The 12,586-nt window shown below is 31.7% G+C and carries 12 protein-coding genes; 3 read left to right on the top strand and 9 right to left on the bottom strand.

All coding sequences use genetic code 11. From position 1 onward, the window contains the following. Positions 1–343: 343 nt before the first annotated feature. The 3 genes from CN601_RS27155 to cotE form a co-directional block, all read right to left on the bottom strand. The gene (locus CN601_RS27155) at positions 344–499 is read right to left on the bottom strand and encodes a hypothetical protein (RefSeq protein WP_179865693.1); all 156 of its coding nucleotides are present in this window, start codon (positions 497–499) and stop codon (positions 344–346) included. A gap of 51 nt (positions 500–550) precedes the next feature. Continuing rightward, positions 551–808 (bottom strand): hypothetical protein, encoded by a 258-nt coding sequence (locus CN601_RS25225; protein WP_098117431.1) that lies wholly within the window; start codon positions 806–808, stop codon positions 551–553. Between the two features lie 111 nt (positions 809–919). Then, entirely contained in the window at positions 920–1,465 is a 546-nt protein-coding gene (cotE, locus tag CN601_RS25230; RefSeq protein ID WP_098117432.1) for an outer spore coat protein CotE, read from the bottom strand. Between the two features lie 275 nt (positions 1,466–1,740). On the opposite strand from cotE, the gene CN601_RS25235 reads away from it, so the two are divergent. From CN601_RS25235 to CN601_RS25245, 3 genes are read left to right on the top strand one after another with little or no spacing between them, the layout of a single operon-like run. Continuing rightward, entirely contained in the window at positions 1,741–3,222 is a 1,482-nt protein-coding gene (locus CN601_RS25235) for a spore germination protein (protein WP_179865694.1), read from the top strand. Between the two features lie 25 nt (positions 3,223–3,247). After that, the gene (locus CN601_RS25240) at positions 3,248–4,468 is read left to right on the top strand and encodes a Ger(x)C family spore germination protein (RefSeq protein WP_098172727.1); all 1,221 of its coding nucleotides are present in this window, start codon (positions 3,248–3,250) and stop codon (positions 4,466–4,468) included. After that, complete coding sequence (locus CN601_RS25245; protein WP_098172728.1) at positions 4,443–5,558, top strand: GerAB/ArcD/ProY family transporter; 1,116 nt, start codon at positions 4,443–4,445, stop codon at positions 5,556–5,558. Before CN601_RS25240 ends, CN601_RS25245 begins: the two co-directional genes overlap by 26 nt. 44 nt (positions 5,559–5,602) lie before the next feature. Here the strand turns inward: CN601_RS25245 and CN601_RS25250 are convergent, their stop codons facing one another. The 6 genes from CN601_RS25250 to CN601_RS25275 form a co-directional block, all read right to left on the bottom strand. Then, entirely contained in the window at positions 5,603–6,049 is a 447-nt protein-coding gene (locus tag CN601_RS25250) for a YlbF/YmcA family competence regulator (RefSeq protein WP_098172729.1), read from the bottom strand. Beyond that, positions 6,049–7,578 carry a tRNA (N6-isopentenyl adenosine(37)-C2)-methylthiotransferase MiaB gene (gene miaB / locus CN601_RS25255; RefSeq protein WP_098117434.1) on the bottom strand — a complete coding sequence of 510 codons (1,530 nt, stop codon included), beginning with the start codon at positions 7,576–7,578 and terminating at the stop codon, positions 6,049–6,051. The genes CN601_RS25250 and miaB overlap by 1 nt, the downstream gene beginning before the upstream one ends. 268 nt (positions 7,579–7,846) lie before the next feature. Further along, positions 7,847–8,797, bottom strand: coding sequence for a phospho-N-acetylmuramoyl-pentapeptide-transferase (mraY, locus tag CN601_RS25260; protein WP_098117435.1), 951 nt, complete (start codon positions 8,795–8,797; stop codon positions 7,847–7,849). 199 nt (positions 8,798–8,996) lie between these two features. Next, complete coding sequence (locus tag CN601_RS25265; RefSeq protein ID WP_098172730.1) at positions 8,997–9,542, bottom strand: GNAT family N-acetyltransferase; 546 nt, start codon at positions 9,540–9,542, stop codon at positions 8,997–8,999. 300 nt (positions 9,543–9,842) lie between these two features. Continuing rightward, positions 9,843–10,709: a 2-oxoacid:ferredoxin oxidoreductase subunit beta gene (locus tag CN601_RS25270; protein ID WP_098172731.1), complete on the bottom strand. Its 867-nt coding sequence runs from the start codon at positions 10,707–10,709 to the stop codon at positions 9,843–9,845. Further along, positions 10,696–12,453, bottom strand: coding sequence for a 2-oxoacid:acceptor oxidoreductase subunit alpha (locus CN601_RS25275; protein WP_098117438.1), 1,758 nt, complete (start codon positions 12,451–12,453; stop codon positions 10,696–10,698). The genes CN601_RS25270 and CN601_RS25275 overlap by 14 nt, the downstream gene beginning before the upstream one ends. Positions 12,454–12,586 lie beyond the last annotated feature (133 nt).

A 12,586-nucleotide genomic window follows, 5' to 3' on the forward strand; every position in this document is an offset into this window, starting at 1 on the left:
GCTGTTCTACTTACTCATGAACCTTCTATGGGTAACACTTTTTCTTCTTTTGGCTGTTCTACTTACTCATGAGCCCTTTATGAGTAACATATTTTCTTCTTTTGGCTGATTTACTTACTCATGAACCTTCTATGAGTAACACTTTTTCTTCTTTTGGCTGTTCTACTTACTCATGAGCCCTTTATGAGTAACACTTTTTCTTCTTTTCCCCTTTTTATTTACTCTTGAAGCCCTTTAGTCTCTTATAAATAAGTGGCTGTCCTAAGAGTTTTGGAACTGACAGGGCGGTTTCTTTTTTATATTTTTTTAGGATGGACCTATATGCGGACAAATGGAGTGTATCCTAGATCTTTTTCTTACGTTTAGTCGATTTTAAATCCATATTTTTTAGATTTACAGTAGATTTCCTCAATTTTTTAGTCGTTTTAGGAAGAAATACAGCAAACATAACATTCATCCATTTATCCATAGCTAGTTTAGACCATTTATTACGTTGCAACCCTTTCAATACCCCTAACCTGTATAGGTAATATCATAACTAAAATAGGATTCACACAAATTTAATTGCAGTTTCGCTAATTTTATTTGCAGATTTGTTAATTTTAATTGCAGTTTGACCAATTTTATTTGCAGATTCTCTATTTTTATTTGCACTTCCAGTTTTATTTGCAGTTTCTATTCTCTTTTTTGCACGTTCGACAGGTTTGTTTGCATGTTTCACAATTTTATTTGCACTTTCTTTAAATACTACATAAAGAAATCTTGCAGATTGGCTAGCTTTTAAGTGAAGACAGAGGCTTAGTTGCACTTATACTTAAATTCCTAAAATTGGAAACTTCTTCTTTTTTATTCTCCGCTACCAATTTATACTTTCTTACCAAATTAAAAAAGCTAGGAAGTTTCACCTTCCTAGCCTAGCTTATTCTTCTTCGCCTTCTAATACGAAATCTGGATCTAAATCTTCAAATTCATCATCAACATCAAAGAAATCATCATCGTCATGTACACCGTGAGGCGCAACAAGTACAACAACTTTCGTTTCACCTACAACTTCAACTAAAACTTCTTTTTCTACTGTTACAATAAAACGATTCCCATTCGGAGAAATAATTGCATCTAAACAATTTGGATGTTTTAATGATCGTGCAATAACTTCACAGTCTTCACCAGTAAAATTGTCATCTCTGTGTCTCAATCTTACTACTTCAGTATACTTAACAGACTCAGGTACTACTTCTGTTTTCGTATTGTCACCATAGGAGTACCAAATATTAATATCATATTTACCAGATACTTCTACTCCATCTTTACATTTTTTTGCATCATATACATGGTTTATAACCCAGCAGCCTAAAATACTTGATGGTGTATGATTTGGTGTAAGTGTATGTGTGACTTTGTTATATTTCTTGCCTCTTCCTACGACTGCCTTTGTTATAATCTCTCTGTGTTCGCGTTCAGACATAGGTGTGACCCTCCTCGTTCCATTTTCATTTCATTCTATGCGTGACATATGCGGAATGTGTTAATGGCATGAAAATTCTTTTATACAAGTTAAAAAAACATGTGATGATAAATTGTATGACGACAGCCTAATAAAGTTGACTGTAAATTGAAGAATTTAAAAAATAAACATTTAAAATTTAAGTCAACTGTTCGATGTAAGGACTCAGTTGTATATTAATAGGTTTATTTATCATACTAAGAAAAAATGATAAATTTATGATTGGTAGTGAAATAATGACTAAATTACCTGAACTTATTTCACTTTCTTTAGGTGAAAGATTAAGTTTTTTCGAGAATTCCTTTTTACAAACCCAAGAGTTAATTATTCGGCCTTTTACAATAAAAAATAAAATTAACTCAAAGGCAGCACTTGTTTACATAAATAATATTGTTAAGACAAGTGAATTACAGGAATTTGTTTTACGACCACTTTTAGAAACAGACATGGATTATGAAACAACATCTATTGAAAATTTTATTTATAATACAGTTCAAATTACAAATTTAAAAAAGGAAATAGACCCTCAAACACTAATTGACGCACTTCTATTAGGTAATTCATTAATTTTAGTAGAAGATCTTGTACCAATATTTATTGCAGATACACCTGATTGGCAGAAACGCGCTCTTTCTTCACCTATTTCAGATCGTGGAAAAGGAAGCCAAATAGCTTTTTCCGAAGATCTTCAAATGAATTTAAATGTCATTCGTAAAGTAATAAAAAACAATCAATTAGTAATTGAGTCAAACACAGTTGGAAAACGGACAAACACAAATTATTCTATCGTTTATTGTGATGATTTAGTCGATAGAGTAGCACTAGATGAACTTCATCAAAAACTAAAAAAAATAAATTTAGATTTCGTATTTGATTCAAATTATTTGATCGAAAATTTACATGAAAAGAAATTATCACCTTTCCCCTTACTGATGACAACCGAGCGACCTGATAATGCTTGTTCAGCCATTGTACAAGGTAGGATCGTCATCATGGTAGAAGGAACATCGAATGTTATTATGTTACCCGTTACTCTGCCTATGTTTTTGCAATCAGCAGACGATTACTTTGTACGTTGGGAGTTTGGTATTAATCGAATATTGAGATTTATTAGTCTAATAATTACACTTTATACACCTGCAATCTATGTAAGTCTAGTCTGTTTTCATGAAGAAATGCTACCTGCATCAACTTATTTTACTTTAATAAGTCAAAGCGAAGGAGTACCATTTCCTTTAGTAATCGAGGTAATCATGCTAACCCTTATTTTACAAGTCATAATGGACGCAATTTTTAGGATGAACCGTGATTTAATTCTAATCATTTCAATATTAGGAACTTTCGTTATTGGAGATGTAGCAGTAAATGCTGGGTTAATTAGACCTGCTTCAATTATCGTTATCTCAATTACATTTATTTCGTCATTTATCCAACCAAGACAGCAAGACTTTTTTAGTGCACTCAGATTATTAAGATTTTCATTTTTGCTAATCGCAAATTTATTTGGCTTTTATGGGATTATTATCCTGTCCTTTTTTGTAGTCATACATATATGCTCGTTACGTTCTTTTGGTGTTCCATATTTAACACCAATCGCTCCATTTAACTTAAAAGAACAACAAGATAATTTTATCCGTGGTGATCTGAACAACATTACGAACAAATCACATAATATTAGGCATGAAGATTTGATTGTAGAAAAAAAAGAAAAAAAGTAATCAATTATAGATTGAAGGGAAATGCATGAAAGGTCTTTTTACTTTTGTTCCAATCCTATTGGCTTTTACGATATTTTTTAATAATACTGATCGAGTTGAAATCAACGAAATCGGTTCAATCATCAGCTTAGCAATCGATAAACAAAATGACCAATATCATTTAACTGCTCAATTGGCTAATGCAGGTGCCAAAAATGCGAATTCAAAATCAATGTTGTCGCCAATTACAACATTTGATGGTACTGGCAAAACTCTATCTATGGCTCTAAATTCTATTTCAGATAAAATGCCGAAAGATTTTGACCTTTCACATTTACAGTTAGTGCTAATTAGTGAAGATTTACTAAAAAAAGAAGGGATTGGCCCAACTATTGATTTTTTAATGCGAACAAAGAAAACATCTACTCACTATCCATTAGCGGTCGTAAAAAACTCTAATCCTGAAGATTTATTGAAAGTCTTTACTCCAATTCAAGATTTTCCATCACTTGATATTCGAAATATGATTTTAAATATAAGTGAGAAAAATGCCTTAAATGTCTTCACATCACCAACAAATATATTAATCGAATTATATAAAAAAGGACAAGATTTATATTTACCTGCTTTACAAGTAAGTGGTGAAATAAAAGAGGGAGGTAAAATTGAAAATACACAGTCATTAGATCCGTCTACTACAATCACGCTTAATGGATTTGCAGTTTTTCATAATGACAAATATGTAAACAATTTATCTATTAGTGAAGGATTTTTATACTTTATCACGCAAGGTAAAACTAAAAGTACGATTATAGATACTTTGTGTAGTGATGGCAAAAAAGCAGTTTTAAAAATAGATTCAATTAAAGCGAATAAAAAACTATTAAAAAGTAAAAAACCAGCTTTTGAATTAAAGATAAATATTGATGGTACATTAATAGAAAATAATTGTAATTATATATCTCCTTCAAATTTTAAAAAAAATGAAAAGGAATTAGAAAATAAATTTAAACAAGAATTAACAACTAATTTAAAGAAATTGATACAGAAAAGTAAAGATTATGATAGTGATTTTATAGGATTTGGTAATACTTATTACATACAACACCCCAAAAAATGGGAGAAAATTCAAACAAATTTTTTAAAGGATGTTGAAGTAAAGCCAATCGTATCTGTAAATATTAGAGAAATAGCAACAATTAATTTTAATTCTAAATTTCCGGGTAAGGCAGGAACAAAAAATGAATCAACACCTAAAAATAAGTAGTTTTCAAATGATTGCTATAATTCTTAATTTTTTAATTGGTAGTTCAATTGCTATTGGATTTATTAAACAATCTGGTAATGACAATTGGATTGCTATTCTTTTAGTTTGTCTTTATGGTCTTCTACTGTTTTTTTTCTATTGTAAATTATTTTATTGGGCTGATTCAGTTTCATTTGTACAAGTAATTAATTTTGCTTTAGGTAGATATTTAGGGTCTTTAATTCTATATGGATATATTGTTTATTTTCTTTATATTTCAGCAAGAGTAGTAATGGATATCATCTATGTAGTACATTCAGTCTTATTGCCTAATAAATCACTTTGGTTACTATCATTATTTTTTATTTCTTCAATCGTTTATTCCTGCTATATAGGGATTGAATCATTTGCACGAACGGCTGAATTATTTATTTTTATCGTTATTTCTTTCTTAATCTTTTCATTCTTACTCGCTTTAATAAATGGGCAGTTTGTATTGAATAATGTTCAACCCATTTTAGAGGAGGGATGGATTAAATTATTAAAAAGTATGTTCCCAAGAGCTTTTACTGTTCCAATTGGTGAAATGATTGCGTGTACAACACTATTTTCTTATGTGAAGCAGAATGATAATTTTCCATTTAAGGGATTGGTCAGTATCGTTTTATTAGGTTGTATACTATCTATTGGAATATTTATTGTAATGGGAATGCTGGGTCCCGAACTATTCAATGACTTTATCTATCCATATCTCGAAGCATTAAAAAAAATCTATATTTTTAATGTTATTGAAAGATTAGATTTAATTGGTGTCATAATCGTTATGATGAGTGGCTTCATTAAAGCTACTGTTTATTTTCTATCTGCAACCATCATACTTTCAGATTTACATCCAAAGCTAAAAAAAATACCGATCCTAATATTTTTTTCATTATTTGTATTTTGCTTATCTGTTAACATGAGTAAAGGATTTACAAATTTCTTATACATTGGCTTAGTGAAAGTTCCATATTATTTACATATTCCATTTCAAATTATCATTCCTGTTTTAGTTGCATTGATTATTTTAATAAAAATGAAGTTTTTCAAAGTTGGAAAAATAAGATGCTAAAAAAGACACAACAGCAAATTTATTTGCATGTTGTGTCTTTTATTTTAATGGTTGCAGCTATCTGTTTTGCAAGAATCAGGTCCATGTGCTACTTTTGATCCTGTTTCTCCGCTTAGTAAGTTGCCACCTGTTGATTTAATAATTTCATCTGTTACACCATTTGAGATTGTGTGGGCGATTAATTGAAGTAAATCATTCACTTCTACTTGAGATGATTGGAATTCTTGTACTACTGGAATTGATTCTAATTTTTCGTTTAAATCATCAAGCTCTTGTTCAACTTTTTTAAGAGCTTCTTTCTTACCCCAGTGCTCTAAATTAACCGCTTGTTTTTGTAATGATTTAATTTCTTCGATATGCGCTCTTACAGAATCGCTCTCGTTAATTTGCGCTTCAGCACGTTTAAAAAAGTCTACTTCTTCTGTTTCAGAAATCATTACTGCTAATTCTTTAGCACGTTCAACGATATCAGCTTTTGTATATTTTCCCATTATAGCACCTCTACTGTTTCTTCTACTAATTCTCCATCTAATGACCATGTTTTAGCTTTTGTAACTTTTACTTTTACAATTTGACCAACGATTGATTTAGGACCTCTAAAGTTAACAAGTTTATTATAAGGAGTATACCCAGCAAGTACATCTGGATTCTTCTTACTTTCGCCCTCTACTAAAACATCAAGAATTTGTCCTTCAAAACGTTTATTAAATTCAGCTGATTTTGCATTTACAACTTCGTTTAGACGTTGTAATCTTTGCTTTTTCACACTCTCAGGTACATTATCTACCATTTTGGCAGCCGGTGTTCCTTCACGCGGTGAATAGATGAAAGTAAATGCTAAATCAAAACCTACTTCTTCATATAACGTCATCGTTTCTTCAAATTGCTCATCTGTTTCATTTGGGAATCCAACAATTATATCTGTTGTAAATGAAATTTGTGGCATAGCCGTTTTTAATTTTCTTACAAGTTCAAGATACTGTTCACGATCATATTTACGTGACATTAACTTCAGAACTTCTGAGCTACCCGATTGAACCGGTAAATGAATATGTGGCATTAAGTTGCCACCTTTTGCTAATACTTCTATTAAATGATCATCAAAATCTCGTGGATGACTTGTTGTAAAACGTACACGCGGAATACCAATTTTACGGATTTCATCCATTAAATGACCTAATCCATATGTTCCTTCAGCTAAGTCTTTACCGTATGCATTAACATTTTGACCTAATAAAGTAACTTCCTTGTAACCTAGTCTAGCTAACTCACGAACTTCATTAATAATGTCTTCTGGTTGACGGCTACGCTCTTTTCCACGTGTATAAGGAACAATACAGTATGTACAGAATTTATCGCAACCATACATAATATTAACCCATGCTTTAATTTCACCACGACGGACTTTTGGAAGGTTTTCAATTACATCCCCTTCTTTTGACCATACTTCGATAACCATTTCTTTACTAAACATTGCTTCTTGAATAATAAATGGTAGTCTATGAATATTATGTGTACCAAATACCATATCAATAAATGAATGTTTTTGTAAGATTCGATTAACGACAGCTTCTTCTTGGGACATACAACCACAAATACCAATTAACAAGTCTGGTCTTTGAAGCTTTAACGGTTTTAAGTGTCCAATTTCACCAAATACTTTATTTTCAGCATTTTCTCGAATTGCACATGTATTTAATAGAATAATATCAGCATCTTCAACTGATGTAGCAACTTCATAACCCATCGTTGTAAAAATACCGGCCATAACTTCTGTGTCATGCTCGTTCATTTGACAACCATACGTACGGATTAAGAATTTCTTACCTGCACCCGAATTTCTCATTTCTTCAGGAATTTCGAAACCGCGATCATAAGTAACTTCTTCTTTACCTCTGCGCTTTGCATCAGCTAACGAAGGAGCTTGGTAAACCTTTTCAAAATATTGACTATAATCTTTATCGTTTTTATTTTTCGTATTATTTATATTAGTGCCTTGAAGGCGTTGTTGTTCATTCATAAAACAATCTCCTTTCAATCGAACGTCCACACATTAATTAAGTATATAACGTTATTCTACAATATACAATGTGCGTTACGCAAAAAAGAAAGCCTAAAATAGAAGTATATTTGAATAATTTTTTTAATATTTTTAATCATTACTGTTAAAATAGAGAGCGCTTTAATTAATAATAGAAGAATGTTATTTTTCACTTCAATTACAAAATAAAAAGAGGACCATAAAAGGATCCTCAAAATTCAAAATTTATACTATTTAAGTACTTAGTCTACATAAATAAATAAAAATATAAAAGGCTTAATAAGCTACATGTCCAAGATATAATCGTAAAATTCATAACAATGATATTTTCCGACCAACCATACTTAATACCATAATGAAAATGGATAGGGGCCATGAGAAACAGTCGCTCTCTTGTTTTTTTAAAGTAAAGAACTTGAAAAATAACGGAAAATTGCTCAGCTAAATAAATTAAAAACAAAATCGGAATCAAAATTTCTACTTTTTCAATGATTGCTAAAAAGGATAGTGAACCACCAATTGCCATCGAACCTGTATCGCCCATAAATGCCTTAGCGGGATATAAGTTATAAATTAAAAAACCAGCTAAACTAGCAATCATAATTAGACTAAAAATTTTTACTTCTATATGATCTGAAATCAGAAAAAAGAAAAAGAAGGTAGGGATTGAGACCATACCAAGAAGTCCATCCATCCCATCAGTAAAATTAATAGCATTTGCAGATCCTACAATAAATAAAGTCACGATCGCTAAATAAACCCATAATGGTAAAAAGATTTTGATTGAATCTGTAAAACGAAAAGTTGTATCTATTCCAAAATAATTAATTAATACAATAAGCAACAAAATAGTAAATGAAAATTGAAAAATTAGTTTTGTCTTAGCCGATATTCCTCCAGGATCCTGTTTTGATGCTTTCCAAAAGTCATCAATAAAACCTACAAAACTAAAAAGAATGAAGGTTCCAACTAAAAAAAGCATGAGTGGGCTTGAATAATTAAGGAACGCTACTAATATACCAATCAAAAATATGCTTCCTAGCATTAATGGTGTACCTTTTTTATTATGGTGTTCAGGTGGTAATTCAGCTCTTATAGGTTGTGTTAACTTCAATTTTCTTAATGTAGCAATTAATAAGGGTGAAAAAATACTTACTAAAACAAAAGTTAAAAGGGCCGGTAAAAGTGAGAACAACAAATTTTTTTCTCCTTTCAATTCCTTTTAACTTAGAAATTCGATAATGCTGTGGAATATCCTTTATTTCCCTGTTTTTTGTTTTAATATTCCTTATTTGCTAACCCAATTGAACCTTTACTGTGCCACTCTCTAATTCTGGGGTAATACGAGATAGCCACTCTTCATTGCTCTGTCATTTCCTAATTCCCCATTCAAAATGCTATTTTAATATATTACTAATCTTAATTTTCCAAATCATGTGATCATAACCTTTTCCCCAAAAATCCTTAAATAAGTATTTAGGTTCACCAAATTTCTTTTTCCAGATTTTTTGGGCGTTCGTATAACCACTATCTAAACAAAATTCATTTATCCCTCTATTCTGTAAAGTAGAATACATTGAATCTAGTAATAAATTCCCTATTCCTTTCTTTTGATAGTCCGGATGAACGAAAACAGTTCCTATTTCAATTAGGCCATTTAATTCATTTTTTGTGCATTCCATAATGAGATCACTCGCCGGTCCGTATTCAATTGAACCGATAATTTTATCATGATCAAGGGCAATTAAAAAATATCTACTCTCTCCATTGCTGTCAAAATCGTTTTTTAAGTATTTTACTTTCGTTTTAATTTCATCATTAATATCTTCCAACTTCTCCCCTAAACCTTCTTTTGTAAACGTATCGATAATCACTACCCGAAAAAATTGATGTAACTCTTTGTCATCTTCAATTCTCGGTCTTCTAATTTGAATATTTATCATATAAATCACTCCTAACCTTATAAACAATTCAACAAAAAATTTGTATAGTCCTATTTAGTTTGGAAAATTTTAAATTATGGATTCACCTTTTTCTAAATATAATTTCTTAAACGCTAAGTTATAGTTGTGAAATTGAATAAAGTTTGTTAACATTACCCAATTAAGAAAAGATTGATAATTATTATATTCCAATAAAAAAAATGAACAAATTTATTATTAAGTTCTGAATGAAAGTTCACATACTACTTTATATTTCAAATATAAAAAAACTCCCCAATAAATGAGGAGTTTTTGTTTTTATTACATGAATTCAGCAACTAATTTTTCGAATTGACCTTTTTCTAATTGTAGATCTGATTCCACTAATGGATCTTCATTGTAACCAGAAATTAATTCTTGGTATGATTTTTGCTCTTTATTTTGGTAAATAAGACCAGTTACTAAACCTTTATTTTGCATTAATGTTTGCATAGCCATTTCTTTGTTTGATGGATCATATCCTTCAATATCAGAAAGTTTAACAAGATTTTCTTTAAACCAGTCATATGTGTTTACTTTATTGTAAGTTACACATGGGCTGAATACGTTAATTAAAGAGAAACCTTTGTGGTTAATACCTTGCTCGATTAATGAAGTTAACTCTTTTAAGTCACTTGAGAAACTTTGTGCTACGAATGTTCCACCAGCTGTTAATGCCATTTCCATTACAGAAAGTGCAGATTCAACAGAACCATGTGGAGTACTCTTAGTTTTGAATCCTACATCACTACGAGGAGATGTTTGACCTTTTGTTAAACCGTAAATTTGGTTATCCATTACGATGTAAGTAACGTCGATGTTACGACGAATTGCATGGATTGTATGACCTAAACCGATTGCGAATCCATCACCGTCACCACCAGAAGCGATAACAGTTAGATCACGGTTAGCCATTTTAACACCTTGTGCAATTGGAAGTGAACGACCGTGAATACCATGTAAACCGTAAGAGTTAATATATCCAGAAATACGACCAGAACATCCAATACCAGAAATTACTGCAAGGTTATCAGGTTCTAAACCAACATTTGCTGCTGCACGTTGAATCGATGCTTGTACTGAGAAGTCTCCACATCCAGGGCACCAGTTTGGTTTGATATTATTACGAAATTCTTTAAATGTTGCCATTTAGAACAACTCCTTCCTTGCAAGTGTTGTAAATTTCTTTTGGTAAGAAAGGATTTCCATCATATTTTAGTAAGCTTGAAATCTTTTCTGCATGACCACAATTCATTTTAATAATGCTTGCTAATTGACCAGTAGCATTATTTTCAACAACGATTACGCGTTTAGCTTTTTTAAGCTCAGGCATTAATTCGTTTGTTGGGAATGGGTGAATTAAACGTACATGAGCGTGGTTAACTTTGATACCATCTTGCTCTAAACGAACCATTGCTTCTTCGATTGCACCACGAGTTGAGTTAAAACCAACTAATAATACATCAGCTTCGTCGTGTTTAGAGTTCACTAACACTGGGTTAGGGAATTTTAAGTTGTTTAACTTACGCATACGTTTATCCATTTGTTGATTACGGTTAATTGGTGATTCAGATGGTTTACCCATTTCATCATGCTCAACACCAGTTACGTGGTGAATACCACCTTTCATACCTGGTACTACACGTGGAGAAACGCCGTCCTCAGTCACTTCATAACGTTTGAAGTATTCTTTGTTTTCAGATACAGGTAATTCTTGTTTGTAATCAAACTTACCACGGCGAATTTGAACTTTTTCAAATTGAAGTGGTTCAACAGTTTGTTTACCTAAAGAAAGTTGTAAGTCTGTAATTACGATAACAGGAACTTGGAATTCTTCAGCTACGTTAAACGCTTCCACCATATCGTAGAATCCTTCTTCTACAGTACTTGGAGCGATAACTACTTTCGGAATCTCACCGTGAGTACCGTAGATCATAGCCATTAAGTCTGATTGTTCTTGTTTAGTTGGAAGACCAGTACTTGGACCACCACGTTGAGTATCAACGATTACTAAAGGAACTTCAGTAATACCTGAAAGGCCGATTGCTTCCATCATTAATGAAAGACCAGGACCTGCAGATGCTGTTAATGTACGAACACCAGCATAGTTAGCTCCGATTGCCATTGTACATGCAGCAATCTCGTCCTCAGTTTGAATAACTGCTCCACCATACTGTGGTAATTTTTTAATTAAGTATTCCATAATTTCAGATGCCGGCGTAATTGGATACGCTGCCATAAAACGAGAACCACCAGCTAATGCACCCATTGCGATTGCATCATTACCGATTAAGAACATACGTTTTTTACCATCAGCTTCTGATAATTGCATTTTATTTACATTCACGCCAAGCATTTCTCTCATTTCTTGTGCTCCACGTGCGATTGCTTCTATGTTTTTCTCAACAATTTGTTGACCTTTTTTACCGAAAATTTCATCTACAACTTCTCTGAAAACTTCAATTGAAAGACCTAAAATTGCACTTGAAGCTCCAACTGCAACCATGTTTTTCATTAATGAAGTACCTAGTTCAGCAGCTAATTCTGTAAATGGAATTGAATAAAGTGTTACGTCAGTTGAATCTGGAATTGTCGGATTAAATTTAGCATCAGCGATTACGATACCGCCTTTGCGTAATTCATAAAAGTTTACATCGATTGTTTCTTGGTCAAAGGCTACTAAAATATCTAAGTCATCTGAAATTGCACGAACTTCAGTTGTACTTACACGAATTTTGTTGTTAGTGTGACCACCTTTAATACGAGAAGAGAAATGACGATATCCGTATAAATAGTAACCTAAACGGTTTAACGCAATTGCAAAAATCTCACCTGTACTTTCGATACCTTCACCCTGTTGTCCTCCAACTTTCCATGAAAGTTGTTCAATCATTTCCTACACCCCTTTGAATGCCCTCATTCGTAATAAGTTAAATTATAAATGGATAATTTTTTTTGCATCTCATTCATTTTTATAAAAGAATGAAAGCGATTTAAAACATATCTTTTGATATGAGTTAATTCGC

It is taken from the genome of Bacillus sp. AFS017336 (genome assembly GCF_002555445.1).
Classification (GTDB): domain Bacteria; phylum Bacillota; class Bacilli; order Bacillales; family Bacillaceae_G; genus Gottfriedia.

What these genes read in the sequence shown, in the direction of transcription:
- cotE (WP_098117432.1), bottom strand. Translation starts at nt 1,465, where the DNA reads ATGTCTGAACGCGAACACAGAGAGATTATAACAAAGGCAGTCGTAGGA.
- CN601_RS25235 (WP_179865694.1), top strand. Translation starts at nt 1,741, where the DNA reads ATGACTAAATTACCTGAACTTATTTCACTTTCTTTAGGTGAAAGATTA.
- CN601_RS25240 (WP_098172727.1), top strand. Translation starts at nt 3,248, where the DNA reads ATGAAAGGTCTTTTTACTTTTGTTCCAATCCTATTGGCTTTTACGATA.
- CN601_RS25245 (WP_098172728.1), top strand. Translation starts at nt 4,443, where the DNA reads ATGAATCAACACCTAAAAATAAGTAGTTTTCAAATGATTGCTATAATT.
- CN601_RS25250 (WP_098172729.1), bottom strand. Translation starts at nt 6,049, where the DNA reads ATGGGAAAATATACAAAAGCTGATATCGTTGAACGTGCTAAAGAATTA.
- miaB (WP_098117434.1), bottom strand. Translation starts at nt 7,578, where the DNA reads ATGAATGAACAACAACGCCTTCAAGGCACTAATATAAATAATACGAAA.
- CN601_RS25265 (WP_098172730.1), bottom strand. Translation starts at nt 9,542, where the DNA reads ATGATAAATATTCAAATTAGAAGACCGAGAATTGAAGATGACAAAGAG.
- CN601_RS25270 (WP_098172731.1), bottom strand. Translation starts at nt 10,709, where the DNA reads ATGGCAACATTTAAAGAATTTCGTAATAATATCAAACCAAACTGGTGC.
- CN601_RS25275 (WP_098117438.1), bottom strand. Translation starts at nt 12,453, where the DNA reads ATGATTGAACAACTTTCATGGAAAGTTGGAGGACAACAGGGTGAAGGT.